Here is a 15,588-nt window from a genome sequence, read left to right as displayed (position 1 = left end):
TACAAACGGTTGTACGCACTTGCCTCCCGATCACGTCGAGGTCACTCATGCCTGCCCAGCAGCCGAGTTCTGCCGTTGCCAACGCGCCGCTCCTGATCCCGCCTCGCCACGACAGCGGTGAAACGACAAGCGCTCCCCGCGATGACGTATCGGCTCCAGGGGGGATCGACCCATCGGTCTGGCGTGTTGTCGGTGATCCGCTGGTCGCGGCGCCCAAGGGGGGCGTGTTGTCCGGCTCCCGGGTCGCGGTCAAGGACCTCTTCGCTGTCGCCGGCCATGCGATCGGGGCGGGAAATCCGGCATGGCTGCGCGAGGCGCCGATCGAGTCCGCCCATGCCGCGGCCGTCCAAGCCCTGCTGCAGGCAGGGGCGGACGTCACCGGTATCGCACGGACCGACGAGTTGGCCTACGGCCTGTCCGGGCTCAACACGCACTACGGGATGCCACCGAATCCCGCGGCGCCCGGGCGGGTCCCCGGAGGGTCCTCGAGCGGCTCGGCCAGCGCCGTCGCCCTGGGGCTGGCCGACATCGGTCTGGGCACTGACACGGCGGGTTCGGTGCGGGTGCCGACCTCCTACTGCGGGCTGTACAGCCTGCGGCCGTCACACGGTCTGGTCCCGCACACCGGCCAGATCGGCCTCGCACCCTCGTTCGACACCGTGAGCTGGATCACCCGAACACCGCAACTGCTCAGCCGGGTGTCCGACGTACTCCTTCCGCGGCGACCCGCTCAGCCGATCAAACGGCTGCTCCTGGCCACGGACCTGTTCGACCTGGTGGACCCGGCACTGCGTCTGCCGCTGCACGACGCAGCCCACTCGTTGGCGGACCGGCTGGCCATGCCGCTGCAGCCGAGGAGCAGTACCTGCGCCGCACATCTCGAGGAGTGGTCGGAGGCGCTGGGTGTCCTCCAGGCCGTGGAGATGTGGCAGCTGCACGGCAGCTGGCTGCAGGCGCACCGTGAGGCCGTCTCGCCTCTCGTCGCAGACGCCATCGCTGCGGGCGAGGGCATGCCGCCCGAATACCTCGCGTGGGCCCGGGACACCGTGAGCCAGGCGCGGAACGCGCTCGCCGGACTGATCCCGCCCGGGACCGCGCTCGTACAGCCGGCGGCCCCGACTGCGGCTCCCCCGCCAGGCCCGGCCGTCACCGGCATGGCACTGCGTACCGCGACCGTGCAGCTGATCTGCGCTGCAAGCGTGGCGGGCCTGCCGGTCCTGACCCTGCCCGGAGTGCAGAGCCCGGCCGGCCCCGTCGGGCTCAGTCTCGTCGCGACCGCCGGAAGCGATCGCGCCCTGACCGCCGCACTCTCCGATCACACCGCCGACTCCACGGCCCTGACACCGTCCTGATCCCCCTGCCCGCCTGCCTGCCGGACGCGTGAAGTGCTGCCCCGATGACCGCATCGGCCGGCACACCGGCGCCGAATGTGCGCGCCAGTGTCGTCCCGATCACCCTGCGCCGCTGATGCCACGTTGCACGTTTTGTCCTTCCGCAGTTCACCGGTCTCCAACGGAGGCGGTGCGGCGAGGCGTGCGTGTGGGCAGGGCCTCGAACGCACCCCGCAGGTCCGCTCCGTTCCAACCCCCTACTGGTCAGCAAACTGTCAGCATCGGCCGTCGGGGGGCAGCAGCCTGTGCCTTTTGGTTCGTCGGTTCATGGGAGGGGTTCGTTCTTCAAGAACTGTGAGCAGCCGCGGCCGCGGTGGTCGAGGCGCCCTCACCCGTACAAGATCCGATACCGGTCGTCGGCCGGAAAGCAGGTGGAGGAGTCCGGGTTCACCACCAAGGAGGCGGCCGTTGCGCGTTTGACGGAGGTCTACAACGCGAGGAAGGCCGCGCCGTACGGTCAGGCGAGGGCGCAGCGGATCGCCGGATACGGGGCGATGCGGTTCGAGGAGTACGCCGCCCGGTGGAAGACCGGCCTGCGGGACCTGGGGGCCGGCTTCGCCGGCACACCTGGACTGCCTGCTGGTCATCCACCTGCTGCCGCTACTGGGCAGCCGACGGAGAGGGACTGTCCCGTGTCCGCCCGCGGCTCAAAGGCGCCCCGGTCGAGCCCGTACCGCAGGACCGACTCCGTATCGAAGGGCGGTCCTCCGAGGAAACTGCTCGGTCCGAAGCACAGGGCAATGCTGTCGGTGCCCAGGTGCTCCAGGTCCCGGGCGCCCTCGGCTGATGACACGAAAGCGCGAGCAGGGCTGCCGACGTACTCCGTATCGGCGGGACGAGGGCGCTCGAAGCGAGCCGCGTGGGCGGAGACATCTGCCGGAGCCACTCTCCATGTCTCCGTCTCGGGCACGGGGTCGTTGTGGATGACGAGAATTCCCATCCGGGCCGCGGTGGTCATCCGGCCCTCCCTTCCCCGGATGCCGCGATGGGTTCGCCGACCGCGGACGGCTTCGGCGTTCCGGCCTGGGCCGCGGGCACGCAAAATCCCGCCCAGGACCACACGATCCCGATGAGCGCGACGGTGGCTGTCAGCAAGAACGCGGGCAGGAAGCGGTCGTCACCGGGGTCGGTGCCCAGAACGAGGACCAGGACCGCCACTCCGAATGCGCCGCCCGCATACTGGGTCGTGGTCATCAGGGCACCGGCAACGCCCTGGCTGTGGTCGTCGACGTCGCGCGTTCCGCCGACGAACATGGAGGTGTAGATCATGCCGTGGCCGATACCGCTCACGATGAGGCCGGGAAGCATGCCCACGAGATACGAGTGGTTGTGCACTGAAACGGCGAGCAGCACGAGGCCGGCCGCTCCGATGGCGAAGGCCAGCGGCAACGTGCGCTGTACGCCGAGGGAGTCGATCAGACGGCCGGCGATCATGTTGCCGAGCGTGATGCACACCGCCAGCGGCAGAAAGGCGATGCCCGCGGCCAGTGGCGCGAACCCGCGCCCTTCCTGGAGCAGGAGTGTGACCAGGTAGAACTCGGATCCCGCCACGCTCGCCATGTACAGCGCCGAGGCGCCGCAGCCGACCACGAGAGTGCGAGTACCCCGCAGCGAGGATGCGACGAGCGGCTGGGCACTGCCGCGCTCCCGGGCGACGAAGAGGGCGAGCAGGACCACGGCTGCGACGAAGCTGCCCAGCGCGATCGGATCGGTCCAGCCGACATCCGCGGCCAGGGTGAGTCCCAGCACCGAGACGAGCACGGTCGCTGTGCAGAGCACGGCGCTGAGGACGTTGAGGGGTATGGCCTTCCCCAAGTCGGTCTTGCCGGGCAGCAGCCGCGGCGCGGCCAGGGCGCACACGGCGGCGAACGGCAGGTTCACGAAGAACGTCCAGCGCCAGGACGCCGTGGTGAGCAGGCCGCCGATGACGACGCCGGCGGCGAGACCGCCGGCGCCCACCGTCCCCCAGACGGCGAGTGCGCGCGTGCGCTCGCGTCCCGGCCGGAAGGTCGTGTTCACCAGGGCCAGAATCGAGGGCTGGAGCATGGCGGCGGCCACTCCCTGTGCCCCTCGGGCGACCAGCAGCAGGGAAGCATTGCCGGCGATGCCTCCGGCCAGGGAGGCGCCGCCGAACAGCAGCAGAGCGGCGATGAACATGTTGCGTGCGCCTGTACGGTCGGCGGCCCGCCCACCGACGATGAGGAACCCGGCGAAGAAGACGGAGTAGGCGCTGAGCACCCATTGGATGGTGCTGTCGGACAGTTGGAGGTCCGAGCCCATGCTGGGCAGGGCCACGAAGATGACCGAGAAATCGAGCGCGATGAGGAACTGGGCCGCGGACAGTGTGACCAGACCTGCGACGGGGCTCCTCGGCGGCGTCATGCCGAGTGTCGTTGGTGATGCCATGACTTTCTCCAACCGTCTTGTCGTATCGCCGTATTGACGAGGCAGCGCATGGTGCAGTGCGCCCCTTTTCGACCGGTCGTGGCGGCGTCTGGTGGGCCCTGGCGATCGTGAAGTCGGCCTGGACGAGCCAGTCGACGTCACCGGCGGCGTCCGCCCGGGACCAGATCTGTTGCAGAGCCCGGTGAACACGCCGTCGAGCGCGTAACGACGGAAGCGTGTGGAGGCCGTCCGCCACGACCCGTATCGTTCAGGCGGGCCACGCCACGAGCACCGGTGCGGATCTTGCAGCCCATCAAGGTTGATGACCCGTCGGTTCTCCACGAGGCCGGCCTGTTGCGGCCCTCGGCATCCGTCCACGCCCGGCCGTGCAGGACCGTAGGAGCCGCCGGCCCCGCTCGGCATCCTCGCACGGGTGGTTACCGTAGGTGGCCCGGATGCGCCGGCGTGGCCGTACAGCGTCCCGGTGTACTGCTTCACCACCGGCAGGTCCTCGATACCCAGGTGCTCGGCCAGATGCTCGACGACCGGCCACGACACTGCCGCGAGCGGGTCATCCGGAAAGGACTCCCTCGGCGGGCCGTCGCGAAGGACCGAGGTTGAGGACTGTTGGGCTGAATACCCGTCAGTGTTCTACGCCTTGGACCTCCCGCGTCCCGGCAGCGGCCTCCTGGGTGTCCTGCGGCCTGTCGGCGAGCTTGAGCCAGACCACTCCGGCGATGATGGCGCCCAGCCACAGGGCTTGGGTCGCGTTGAGGGTCTCGTCGAAGAAGACGGGCCCCAGCAGCGCCGCACCGACTGCACCGATTCCTGCCCAGACCGCGTAGCCGATGCCGACGTCAATGGTGCGCAGTGCGGCGCTCAGCGCCCAGAGCGTCAGGAGGAAGAACACGACGGCGACCAACGACCACGACAGGCGGGTGAAGCCGCGGCTTCCACCGACGGCGAGCGCGTAGCCGACTTCGAACCCTCCGGCAAGGAGGAGCATGAGCCAGGAGTTGGCTGAGGGGCGGGCGGTGTTGGGCATGTGCGCAAGTCCTTTCGTGGAGATGAGTCAGGTGAGAGCAGAGGCCTCAGGCGGCACCACTGAGCTGGAGGCCGACGACCCCGGCGATGATGACGACGATGCCGAGTGCCTTGCGCCAGTTCAGGCGCTGGCCGAAGATCAGCGCTCCGAGAAGGGTGATGCCGATGCCGGCAACGGATGTCCAGAGGGCGTAGCCGACGCCGACGTTGAAGGTCAGCAGCGCCTTACTGAGGAAGTAGGTCGCGACGGCGCCGCTGAGCAGGGTTGCGACAGTCCACCCGCGGTTCCTGAAGCCTTCGGCCTTGCCGGCTGCGAGGGCGACGGCGATCTCGAAGATGACTGCGACAGCGAGGTGGAGCCACTGCATGGGTGGTCCTTTCGTTCGATGAAGGTCGGCGTTGCGGAGGCGGCCCGCCGTGGAGTGCGCTGTACCGCGGGAACGGTGGCGGGTACGGCGAAGCAGTAGTCCGTCAGGACACCGTCAGGCAAAGGCGGGGGCGTCCGGCTTGGGCTCAGTCGAGTCGGTTGCGCAGGTTGAGCCCTGCGAACCCGATGGTGGTGAGGGCGGGACGCGCTGCCGTCACGGCACACACCTGTATGTGGGCAGTGAGGTGGCCAAGGGGCTGCGTCTGCCTGCAGTCAATCCTCGGAGAACGGCAGCCGGGCCCGGCCCACGTTCGCGCTCCGAAGGCGGCTCGTCTATGTCACGGGCACAGATCCTCCAGTGAAGTTGCTTGTACTTGCAACTAGATGCCAATCGGCAGAAGCTTGCATGAGCATGTACTCTGCTGTCAAACAGCGACCCGGGGAGGACGCATCCATGGCAACTTCACACGCTGCGCCCCTGCGCACGTCCGACCAGGCCGTCTGGAACCGGGTCCTCATGCTGCACGCGCACGTCGAACGCGAGCTGACCCACGCGCTGCAGCGTCAGCACGGAATCGGCCTCTCGGAGTACCGCTCCCTGGAACACCTGCACCGCTCCGACGAGAGCGAGCTGCGCATGCAGGACCTGGCTGACAAGGTGGGCCTGGGGCAGTCGTCGGTGACGCGCCTGGTGGGGCGGCTGGAGACGGCCGGCTTCGCCTACAAGGACCTGTGCCCGTCGGACAAGCGCGGCGTCTACGCCGTCATCACCGACGAGGGACGGGAGCGCTATCAGGCCGCGCGCGCCACCTACACGGAGGTACTGTCGTCCACCCTCAACACTTTCACCGGCGACCCCCATCTGGGCCCCACGGTCCAGGCCCTGCGCGCAGCCCAGGGCTGACCCCGGCCGCACACGAACCGGTTCGCGCGGCGCGGCCCCCGAATCCCGGCGCGCCAGTTCACTTGCACAAACAACAAACAGCTTTTCGCGACTTGGGCGCTTGCTCAAGTAGGTGCTTGTCCAAGCATGCACCTGTCTGGATGCCTTCAGGTTCAACACCGCAAGATCCGAGCAGTCGCGCGATCGCAGCCGGTCATGAAGTTGCCGGCTGTGCGCCCAGCCGCCCTCATGGAGGTGACCGAAGGGCAGGAGGCACAGAGCCGACGGCACGTCACCCGCCCAGACCGGGGGTGTCCTACCGATCGGCGGTTATTCGGTGGATCTGCTCTCGTCACGCTCCTACAGTGACCGGACCCGACATCGTCACGAAAAGCGGATCATGCGTGTGCATTACCCCCGTACGCCTCATCTCCCGTGGTCACCGGGGGCGGCGTCGGACGACATACGAGCCGGTGATCTGTCCGGGCTGCGCGGCCGCGAGGTCGTGGTCACCGAGAAACTCGATGGGGAGAACACCACCCTCTACGCCGACGGGCTTCACGCCCGGTCGCCGGATTCTGCGCACCATCCCTCGCGGGCGTGGGTGAAGAGCCTGCAGGGACGGATCGGCTCGGAGATCCCGCATGGCTGGCGGGTCTGCGGCGAGAACCTCTTTGCGCGGCACTCGATCGCATACGGAGACCTGGAGAGTTGGTTCTACGGGTTCTCCGTCTGGGACGGCGGCAATCGCTGCCTGGACTGGGACCGGACGGTCCGGTTCCTGCGGCGGCTGGGGGTTCCGGTGCCGCAGGTGCTGTGGCGGGGTGTCTTCGACGAGCGTGCGCTGCGCGCGCTGCGGTTGGACACCGTGCGCCAGGAGGGCTACGTCGTACGCACCGTCGAGGGGTTCGGCTTGCTGGAGTTCGGGCAGCGGGTGGCCAAGTGGGTGCGCGAAAGACACGTTCAAACCGATACGCACTGGATGCACGCCGCTGTCGTGGAGAACGCTCTGGGCCCGAACGCCGCGCTGTGGGCGGTGCGTTCAGGGGCGGCCGCCGACATGCCGTCCCTGTCGGCCGCGCTGGGCGTCGCCCCGGAGGATCCGGCCGCCGCCGAGGCCGCCGTCGCCGATGTGTCCGCGAGACTGGACGTGCTGGGCCGATCCGGGGACGCACGGCTGGAGGGTGTCCTGGCCGCGATGTTCCACAGCACGCGCCGGGCGTGGCTCGGGCCCCGCCTCGCGGGGCCGCTGGGCATGCCGGGCGCCCGCCGCATCGCAGACCTGGTCGGGCTCTCCCCGAGGCTTCAGCGCCCGTACCCGGACGGCGACCGCCGGACCGGCCTGGCACGCTTCGCTCTCGCCGCCGACCTGGGGGTGCTTCACGCGGTCGCAGGGGCGGTCGCGCACACCGCCGAGGCTCGCGAGCAGGTCGAATGGTCCGCGTTGCACGCCGAGGACGCCGGGCTGCTCGGCGAATCGCCGCTGAAGCCGCTGCGGGCCGGGCTGCGGGACGCACTCGCCGACCTCGGCTCCGCTGCCGCCGACCGGTGCTGGGCACAGGCGCGGGACGCGTTCGCCAAAGGGCGGATCTCCACCGTCGACGAGGCGGTGGCGGCGAGTTGGCGGTGGCGTTCCGGGGCGTTTCCCCGGCTGGTCCATCTCGTCGGGCCCTCGGGCAGCGGGAAGAGCACCTTCGCCGGGAGTCTCCCCCGGACCGACTCGTGCATCTCCCTCGACGATCTGCGCCAGGCCCGGGGCTCCCGGGCCGACCAGCGGGCCAACGGGGAGGTCCTGCGGGAGGGACTGGGCCGGCTCGACTCGGCGCTGGCCGGCGGCGGGACCGTGGTGTGGGACGCCACGTCCCTCAACCAGCACCAACGTTCCCTGGTGCACGGGGTGGCACGGCGCCACGACGCCTTGGTCACTCACGTGGTCGCGCTGGTCGACGAGGAAGAGTTGGCACGGCGCAACAAGGAGCGTGCCCACCCGGTGCCGCCCGAGGTGCTCGCCTCGCAGCTGCACCGGTTCACCCCGCCCTACCCGGCTGAGGCCCACCGCACTTGGTACATCGGAGCGGGCGGAACCGTCGACGACACCGCGGGCACGTTGGACGGCATTGTGGACGGAGGAGAGACGTGATGCGTACGAGCGACGAGATCTATCACCGGGTTCGCTGGGACCCGCGGTTCGATCCGGCCCGGTTCGTGCTGGGGATCACCCAGCGCGGTGCCGCCCCCAAGCGAGTCCCGCTGCCCTCGTTCGTACCCGGCGGCGACATCCCTTGGCACCGGGTGCTGTTCGTCGAGGCGGACGGCGAACTGGTCTGGGACCGCACCACCGGTGTGGACCGCATCGGCACGTCGGACGCCGGCCGGGTGCGGAACCCGCGCCTGCTGCGAGCGCCCTTCTTCACAGCAGGGACGCCCTACGCATGGGAACCGGCAGAGGGATGGCGCCCCGCGGACGGCGCACCCCGGACGACCGTGCCGAGCGCGGGAAGTCTGCGCGTACTCACCTGGAACACGCTGTGGGACCGGTACGACAGCGACCGCATCGACACCACCCGGCGCCGCCCCCTGCTGCTCTCGGCCCTGGAGGACGCCGACGCGGACGTCATCGCGCTCCAGGAGGTCGAAGCCGGTCTGCTCGCCCTGTTGCTGCGGGCACCCTGGGTCCGCGCCGGTTACACCCTGGGCACCGCCCCGGGAGGGAAGGACATCGAGTACAGCGGGCTGCTGCTGCTCAGCCGGCTGCCCGTACGGGAGGCGGGGCGGCACGAACTCGGACCGCACAAGGCCGTCACCGCCATCACCGTGGAGACCGGCTCCGGTCCACTTGTGGTGGCCACGACCCATCTGAGCAGTGACCGCTCCCCCAACGGCGCGGCCCGGCGGCAGGCTGAACTGGGCCGACTCGCCGAGGGACTCGGCGGCGTGGACGGCGACCTGATCCTGGTCGGTGACTTCAACGACGGCGGCGACGAACCGGCCGCCGCGCTCGGGCTGCGGGACGCCTGGACGGAGGTGCACGGGCCCGACGACCGGACGCCCACGTTCGACCCGGGCGTCAATCCGCTGGCCGCTGTGTCCTCACTGTCCGGCCGGGCCTCCCGGCTGGACCGGATCTTCCTGCGCGCGGAACGGCTGCGGGCGACCGGGGCATTCCTGCGGGGCGACTCGCCCACGACGGAGGGGCTCTACGTCTCTGACCACTACGGCGTGGAGGCGGACCTTCAGCTGAGCGGTACGGAGCCCACGGACGTCCTCGACGCCCGGCCGACAGCCCGTACCGCGCTGGCGTGGATACCTCCTCAGGAGCTGTGGCCGATCCTCCAGGGCATCCGCCGGGAGCACGATCCGCAGTTCCACCGCTGGCCGCCGCACGTCAATCTGCTCTTCGGTTTCGTGCCGGAGTCCGACTTCGAGCAAGCCGCCCCGCTGCTGGCCGAAGCGGCGGCCGGCACGGCGGCCTTCACCACCCGGCTGGACGGGGTGCACACCTTCGGGCACCGGGACGATGCCACCGTCTGGCTCGACCCGGCGGCGGCCGGCGAAGCACCGTGGGCAGGACTGCGCCGCACTCTGGAGGAGCGCTTTCCGCGCTGCCGCGGGCGCGCCGAGGGCTTCACCCCCCACCTCACCCTGGGCCGGGCGAGGGATCCGCAGCGCCTCGCCGCCGCATGCGCCGCTCGGCTCGACGGCATGTCGGCACGGGTCGATGAGCTGGTCCTGCTCTCCCGCCGGGGCGACGAACCGATGCGTCCACGCGCCACGATCGCTCTCGGAACGGGCGACGTACGGTGGCTGCCCGAAACCCCCGAACCCGCTACCACCGAGCCGGCCGCAGAGAGCGAGGTCCAGGCCGCCCTGGCGCGCAGGACGGCGCGGCGCATCTCCGCGGCGCTGGGTGACGGAGTCGTCCACGTCGTCGGATCACGGCGCATGGGGTGCGCCCTGGCCGGAGCGGACCTGGACCTGGTCGCGGCACTGCCGGGCAGCGCCGACCCGGCCGACGTCCGGGCACGGGTGACCGCCGCGCTGCCGGAGGCCACCCGGGTGCGGCAGGTGACCGGCGCCCGGGTGCCGGGCCTGCGGCTGCGCACCGGTGATCTGGACGTCGACCTGGTCGTCGTCGCCACCGGAACGCTCGACCCCGGCGAAGCAGTGGTCCGCCGCGCCGAGTTGGGCGAGGAGGCGGCGATCGCCCTGAGTGCGGTGAGCGACGCGGACGCCGTACGGGCCGCGGTGGGCGACCACCACACCGCTTTCACCCGGCTCGCCAGGCAGGTGAAAGCGTGGGCCGGGGCGCGCGGCCTCGACTCGGCTCCCTTCGGTGGACTGCCGGGCCTGGCCTGGTCGGTGCTGGCGGCCCGTACGACATGCGAGGCCACGGACTCGGCCTCTCCGGACCTGCTCCGCCGCTTCTTCGGCACCTGGGCCGCCTGGGACTGGCGGGACCCGATCGGCCTCACATCCACCGGAACGGGACCGCACACGCCCGTGGCGCTCATGACGCCCACCGATCCCGTCCGCAACTGCACCGGACAGGTCGGCGCCTGCTTCCGGGACCTGCTGGCCGATGAGCTCTACCGTGCCTGGACCGTCCTGGAAACGGCAGCGGATGCGGGCACGGACCCCTGGCCCGAGCTGTTGTCGCCGCCCTCCCCGCACCGGCAGCACGCGGCCTGGGCGATCCTGACCGTACGCCCGGGCTCTGCCGAGGAGTTCGAGGAGACTCTGGGGCGCGTCCGGGGGCGTCTGCGAGCGCTGCTCACCGCTCTGGAGGACGTCGGAGCGAGGGATGCGTACGCCTGGCCCCGCCCGTTCGAGACCGGGCCGGCGCTCGCACGGTACGCAATCGGCCTCGGCCGCACCCCGCCCGACGCCGCCCGGCTCGCGGAGATCTCCGAGGAATGGGGCGGAGACCTGCGCGGGGTCGACGTCACGTGGGCGGAATGCGGCACCGTACCGACCCTGCGCTGACTGGAGGGGACACATCAAGGAACGTCACCCCGAGCCGGATCCCGCGAGTGCCGGCTTCGGTCGGGGCGTCGGCGATGCCGTGGAGCGCCGGTACGTCCCGACGCGGTCCCGCGGGCTTTCAGCCGGCGCTCCGACCTTCGGTTTCGACCCGCTGCCGGGCCATGGATCGGCGGCGTTCCCGCACCACCATGCCTGCCCTCAGCGGTCCCGGGAGCCCGCCGGGGCCTCCGGGACAGAGTGTCCGGCCCGTCGGCCGGGACTGCGGCCTTGTTCTCGCTCGCCGGTCGGTCAGCGCTCCAGGTCCCCACGCATCTGGACGAAGAGCCTTCCCGCATCGGCGAGCGTGCTGTCCTCGAAGAGCGCGACGGCCGCCGTACCCTCGTCGGCCCACCCGCAGATGACGTTGCCCTCCTCGCTCAACGAGGCGAGCAGGCACTCCACCGAGCCGCCGAGCGGCCCGGGCTCCACCGGCTGCGCCTCGGGCTGCCCCAGCTCCGGGTCCCACTGGATGTACTCGATCATGCCCCGGAACAGGTGCTCACGGCGCTTGCCGGTGTCCTCGGGCACGTGGTCGACGCCCTCGAACAGCACCGGCGCCCCCTGCCCGCCCGGGTCCCCGTAGTTGCCGATGACCAGCGTCATGCCCTCTCGCATCTCGCCCGGGTCGACCGGAGCGTCCGTCAGGGCCCGGTCTCCCGTCAGCTTGTCCAGGCCGCCCGCTCGGGGGGCGTCCAGCAGGGTGCGCGGACCGCTTTGCTCCGCCGAAGGCGTCGGCGACGCGGATTCGGAGACCTGCCCCCTCGGGGAGGCGTCGGGGTCGGGGAGGCCCGTGTCGTCCTCCCGGCAGCCGCTGACCGTCAGCATCGCCGACACCACCACGGCCGTCAGGCCCACTCTTGCCGCAGATGCGCGCTTCATCAAAACCCCCGTCGACTTCACTCATGGTGCCCCCCGCCGCTTTGAGGGGCGGTCGTGATCAGTGACGAGTCGGTTCGGCCGGATGGTTCCCGCCGCCGGGCACGAGGACCTGCCGCACGGTGCAACGCCTGAGGGCACTGTCACGTCGCCTGAGCGGGTGGAGTGATCTTCTGGTCCGCCGTGTGAGCGGGCGTTGACTCGGTGCGGTCTGTGGAGCGGAGTCACCGGCCTTCTCCGGCAGCAGACGGGACACCGTTGTCAGTGTCGGGGCTCATACTGGCGGATCAAGCCATGACACGCGGTCGCGCCTGTGCAGACGGTATGGGTGCGCCGGGCCGGCTCCTGCAGGTGGGGACGGAGCTCGGCGGGCGGGGACTGCGAGGCGGCCGGGAGACGAGCCGTACGGTCAGTGCGGCCCGGGCCACCGTTCGACCCGCCCTCGACGGGTCGAACGGTGGCCGCGAGGTGTGCGGACTCCGGCTCAGCAGCCGCCGCAGTTGTAGTACGTGACGTCCCAGTGGTTGCCCTCTTCGGCGTAGATGTTGCCGGAACCGGAACGCCACTGCTGGGCGCCGTCTCCGCGTACCCCGATGTAGGCGAAGTTGTTCTTGATGTAGTTCCCGAGGCACGCGTACTTGCTGTAGTCGAGCTTGTAGCCGTTCCAGTGCGAGTACGTCCCGGAGGCGTGGCCCGTCTCGGTGCCGCCGGTGACGTTCAGCGCGCAGCCGCTGGCCCGCTTGAGGGTCTGGGCGCCCTGGGCGGTGGCGAGGTTGAGCTGTTCGAACGACGTGCAGGTCGAGACGTTGCGGTTCGAGCAGTTGCCGGAGGACGACCAGGTGATGCCCACCTCGCGGAACATCGAGGTCGCGGTGGCGTGGCTGATCTTCGTGGCGGCGGACGCCTCGCCCGCCGTGCCGATGACGGCGGCGCCGGGGGCGATGACCAGAGCGAGAGCGATCAGGACCGAGCGGATCCTCGGGAACCTCAGAGCCTTCACGGCCTTCATGTGCGGACCTTCCTGCTGGGGGCCAGGTTTCCTTGGGGGGTGGCTGTGCAGGTGGTGCACGCAGATCATGGCGGACCTCTACGCGCGTCCGCCAGAGGGCGGACGGTATCCGTCCGCAGACATGCGGGGAGACGCAGTGTCATGTCGTGTGCCGAACCGCTCGTGCTGCGGCACGAGAACGCGGTGCTGCGACGCCAAATCCATGCACCCGTGCGGTACGAACCGGCGGACCGGCCGCGGACCGCGACCCTCTGCCGGGGCGCGGTCTGCGGGTACGCGGTCACCGACGCTGCCTCGTGCCCGCTCAGCCGGCGGCTGTTCCTGCCGAAGGAGTGGGCGGAGGATACCGGCCGGCAATCCCGGACCGGCGCCCCAAAGGACGTCGGGCACCGGGAGAAGCGGCGGCCGACCCTGGACGCTTGGGACGAACCGGCCGGATGACAACTGGTACCGCCGCTCGTGGTGGCCGACGCCGGCCACGGCCGGAACGCCGGTCTCCGGGACGGCCTGGCCCTGCGGGAGATCGCGTACGTGGCCGGCATCCGCGTCATGCGGCTGTCCAGCCGCATGACGCGGTCCCCGCCGCCCCGCCCCGGTCCGGCAACAACCGCAAATCCCGGCCCCGCTACCGGCAGCCGCCCCTGCCGGTGGCAAAACCGGCTGCGGCCGCCGGCCGGGAGGCCTTTCGCGAGGTGACCCGGCGAAAAGGCTCCCGCTCCCCGATGACCTCCCGCTTCCTTACGGTGCGGGCCCGGCCGTGGTGCGCTCGCGCCGACTGACTCGAGCAGCGGCCGGCCCCAAAAGCCGGCACACCGGCCTCACCCCTTACCAGATCCTCGACGCCATCCAGGACCTGCTGAACTGCCGGACCGGAATCTGTACCACCTGCCGCCGCCCGCTGCCACGCCCCGGGCAGACACCAAGCAGCAAGATCCGCAACGACCTGACGGAGTCCTACTGGAGCTGTGACCCAGAAGGTTCACCGGGGTCAGGAACTGTCGCTCTGATCATGAGCGGAGCCAGATGGCAGTAGCAGCGAGGGCGAGGAGAAGCCTTCCCCTTATTGGGTGGCCCGCGCACTGTCGTCCTGCAAGTATCTGCGGATGCTCACACTCGCCGACGATCTCGGCCACCTTTCCTACGTCGTCGTCGGCGACGGACCGCCCGTCGTACTCGTGCACGCCGGTATCGCCGACCACCGTATGTGGGACGCGATCGTGCCCGACCTGACGGAACGGCACACCGTCATTCGGTACGACTTGCGCGGCTTCGGTGAATCCGCACCGCCGACCGGCCCGTTCGGCGAGACCGACGATCTGCGCCGTCTCCTGGACCACCTGGGCCACGAACGCGTCCGGCTCGTCGGCGCGTCCTGGGGCGGCCGCGTGGCCGTGGACTTCACTCTCGCCCACCCGGGCCGGGTGCACTCCCTGGCGCTGCTCGCCCCGCCATGGCCGGGATACCACTGGTCTGCGGAAATGGTCGCGTACGACGAGGCGGAAACGGCGGCCCTGGCCTCGGGCGACTTGGACGCCGCCGTCCGTATCAACCTGGACATGTGGCTGCGCGGGTCGGCTCGAAGGTGGGAGGACGTCGCCGCTGGACTGGCCGACCAACTCCGCGGCCCGATACGAACGTCGCTGGTGAACCAAGAAATCAGGGGAAAGCGCTCCCAGGGCGTCGCAACCGGCGACATCGCCGTCATCTCCGTCCCCGCACTGGTCGGGATCGGCAAGCTCGATGTCGCCGACTTCCAGGACATCGCCCGCCGGTACGCCTCTGAGATCCCCGATGCCACCTTGGTCGAGTTCGCCACCGCCGCTCACCTCATAGCGTTGGACGCGCCCGCCGAGCTCATCTCGATACTGGGCCCGTTCCTCGACCGTTAGTGCAGGTCTATCAGGAATCAGGCTCTGCCAAGATTTTCGTAGCCGTTGCTCGACCTTGCGCTTCTGGCCCTGGCTGACGTTTCGGTGAGGCAGGCTGGTGGCGTGTGATGTCGAGCTGACGGAGCTGCTTCCCGCACTGGCCGGAGTGCTGGTCGACGGGGCGAAGGCCGGTCCGTCCCCGGTTCGGATCACGGTGCGAGCCCCCGCGGGGGTCACGGTGCCCTGCCCGGACTGCGGACAGGGATCGGAGTGGGAGCACAGCCGCTACGTGCGGCATGCCGCCGACGAGGCCATCGGGGGCAGAAGGACACCGACCGCGCGCTCCTCGCGGAACTGTCCGGCACCTGCCCCGAGCTGACCGCCCTGCCCGGGCATATCCGGACCTTCACGGGCCTCCTGAGCCCGGCCCCGGACAACGCCCGGCACATCAAGGAATGGATCACTCGTGTCCGCGCCGACGACCTGCCGCCCCTGGACTCCTTCACCCGCGGCCTGGAACGCGACCGTGACGCCGTGCTCAACGCATTCACCCCGCCGTTCCACAACGGCGGGGTGAATGCGTTGAGCACCAAGACGAAACTGATCAAGCACCAGGTGTACGGCCGGGCCGGCTTCCGCCTCCTCCGCCACCGGATCCTGCTCAACTGATCCATCCAGCTGACGATCAACGACTACGAAAATCTTGTCAGAGCCTGATTCATGACACTCCCGGTCAGTTGAGA

General features: G+C 70.2%; 12 protein-coding genes. 7 read left to right on the top strand and 5 right to left on the bottom strand.

Features of this window, described 5'->3' with window-relative positions; genetic code table 11:
- Positions 1 to 224: 224 nt before the first annotated feature.
- Positions 225 to 1,352 (top strand): amidase family protein, encoded by a 1,128-nt coding sequence (locus AC6F7H_RS31080; protein WP_500760980.1) that lies wholly within the window; start codon positions 225 to 227, stop codon positions 1,350 to 1,352.
- A 993-nt stretch (positions 1,353 to 2,345) separates the two neighbouring features.
- On the opposite strand, the gene AC6F7H_RS31075 is transcribed toward AC6F7H_RS31080, so the two are convergent.
- The 3 genes from AC6F7H_RS31075 to AC6F7H_RS31065 form a co-directional block, all read right to left on the bottom strand.
- On the bottom strand, positions 2,346 to 3,797 hold the full coding sequence (locus tag AC6F7H_RS31075; RefSeq protein WP_500760977.1) for an MFS transporter: 1,452 nt from the start codon (positions 3,795 to 3,797) through the stop codon (positions 2,346 to 2,348).
- 622 nt (positions 3,798 to 4,419) lie between these two features.
- Complete coding sequence (locus tag AC6F7H_RS31070) at positions 4,420 to 4,821, bottom strand: DMT family transporter (RefSeq protein WP_500760974.1); 402 nt, start codon at positions 4,819 to 4,821, stop codon at positions 4,420 to 4,422.
- Positions 4,822 to 4,867: 46 nt separating this feature from the next.
- Positions 4,868 to 5,188 carry a DMT family transporter gene (locus AC6F7H_RS31065; RefSeq protein ID WP_500760972.1) on the bottom strand — a complete coding sequence of 107 codons (321 nt, stop codon included), beginning with the start codon at positions 5,186 to 5,188 and terminating at the stop codon, positions 4,868 to 4,870.
- A 453-nt stretch (positions 5,189 to 5,641) separates the two neighbouring features.
- Here AC6F7H_RS31065 and AC6F7H_RS31060 point away from each other — a divergent pair, with 453 nt between their 5' ends.
- The 3 genes from AC6F7H_RS31060 to AC6F7H_RS31050 all read left to right on the top strand — a co-directional run bounded on the left by AC6F7H_RS31060 (position 5,642) and on the right by AC6F7H_RS31050 (position 11,053).
- A complete protein-coding gene (locus tag AC6F7H_RS31060; protein WP_500760970.1) occupies positions 5,642 to 6,091 on the top strand; it encodes a MarR family winged helix-turn-helix transcriptional regulator in 450 nt (149 codons plus the stop codon).
- A gap of 379 nt (positions 6,092 to 6,470) precedes the next feature.
- The gene (locus AC6F7H_RS31055) at positions 6,471 to 8,210 is read left to right on the top strand and encodes an RNA ligase family protein (protein ID WP_500760967.1); all 1,740 of its coding nucleotides are present in this window, start codon (positions 6,471 to 6,473) and stop codon (positions 8,208 to 8,210) included.
- Positions 8,210 to 11,053 carry a poly(A) polymerase gene (locus AC6F7H_RS31050; protein WP_500760964.1) on the top strand — a complete coding sequence of 948 codons (2,844 nt, stop codon included), beginning with the start codon at positions 8,210 to 8,212 and terminating at the stop codon, positions 11,051 to 11,053. The genes AC6F7H_RS31055 and AC6F7H_RS31050 overlap by 1 nt, the downstream gene beginning before the upstream one ends.
- Positions 11,054 to 11,341: 288 nt before the next feature.
- Here AC6F7H_RS31050 and AC6F7H_RS31045 read toward each other — a convergent pair whose 3' ends face one another.
- Together AC6F7H_RS31045 and AC6F7H_RS31040 are read right to left on the bottom strand one after the other, a co-directional pair.
- Entirely contained in the window at positions 11,342 to 11,971 is a 630-nt protein-coding gene (locus AC6F7H_RS31045; protein WP_500760961.1) for a hypothetical protein, read from the bottom strand.
- 481 nt (positions 11,972 to 12,452) lie between these two features.
- Entirely contained in the window at positions 12,453 to 12,977 is a 525-nt protein-coding gene (locus AC6F7H_RS31040; RefSeq protein ID WP_500760959.1) for a hypothetical protein, read from the bottom strand.
- A 141-nt stretch (positions 12,978 to 13,118) separates the two neighbouring features.
- On the opposite strand from AC6F7H_RS31040, the gene AC6F7H_RS31035 reads away from it, so the two are divergent.
- From AC6F7H_RS31035 to AC6F7H_RS31025, 3 genes are all read left to right on the top strand, one after another.
- A complete protein-coding gene (locus AC6F7H_RS31035) occupies positions 13,119 to 13,418 on the top strand; it encodes a transposase (protein ID WP_500760956.1) in 300 nt (99 codons plus the stop codon).
- A 626-nt stretch (positions 13,419 to 14,044) separates the two neighbouring features.
- Positions 14,045 to 14,866 (top strand): alpha/beta fold hydrolase, encoded by an 822-nt coding sequence (locus tag AC6F7H_RS31030; protein ID WP_500760953.1) that lies wholly within the window; start codon positions 14,045 to 14,047, stop codon positions 14,864 to 14,866.
- A gap of 249 nt (positions 14,867 to 15,115) precedes the next feature.
- Positions 15,116 to 15,514: a transposase gene (locus AC6F7H_RS31025; protein WP_500760950.1), complete on the top strand. Its 399-nt coding sequence runs from the start codon at positions 15,116 to 15,118 to the stop codon at positions 15,512 to 15,514.
- Positions 15,515 to 15,588: the final 74 nt, after the last annotated feature.

This window comes from Streptomyces sp. MMS24-W38, assembly GCF_059889265.1.
Note: the sequence above shows the minus strand (reverse complement) of the source record. Positions and strands in the feature narration are given on the sequence as shown.

Bases quoted from the DNA above. Each gene is read 5' to 3' on its own strand.
- AC6F7H_RS31075 (WP_500760977.1), bottom strand. From the start codon at position 3,797: ATGGCATCACCAACGACACTCGGCATGACGCCGCCGAGGAGCCCCGTC.
- AC6F7H_RS31070 (WP_500760974.1), bottom strand. From the start codon at position 4,821: ATGCCCAACACCGCCCGCCCCTCAGCCAACTCCTGGCTCATGCTCCTC.
- AC6F7H_RS31065 (WP_500760972.1), bottom strand. From the start codon at position 5,188: ATGCAGTGGCTCCACCTCGCTGTCGCAGTCATCTTCGAGATCGCCGTC.
- AC6F7H_RS31060 (WP_500760970.1), top strand. From the start codon at position 5,642: ATGGCAACTTCACACGCTGCGCCCCTGCGCACGTCCGACCAGGCCGTC.
- AC6F7H_RS31055 (WP_500760967.1), top strand. From the start codon at position 6,471: ATGCGTGTGCATTACCCCCGTACGCCTCATCTCCCGTGGTCACCGGGG.
- AC6F7H_RS31050 (WP_500760964.1), top strand. From the start codon at position 8,210: ATGCGTACGAGCGACGAGATCTATCACCGGGTTCGCTGGGACCCGCGG.
- AC6F7H_RS31045 (WP_500760961.1), bottom strand. From the start codon at position 11,971: ATGAAGCGCGCATCTGCGGCAAGAGTGGGCCTGACGGCCGTGGTGGTG.
- AC6F7H_RS31040 (WP_500760959.1), bottom strand. From the start codon at position 12,977: ATGAAGGCCGTGAAGGCTCTGAGGTTCCCGAGGATCCGCTCGGTCCTG.
- AC6F7H_RS31035 (WP_500760956.1), top strand. From the start codon at position 13,119: ATGTCGTGTGCCGAACCGCTCGTGCTGCGGCACGAGAACGCGGTGCTG.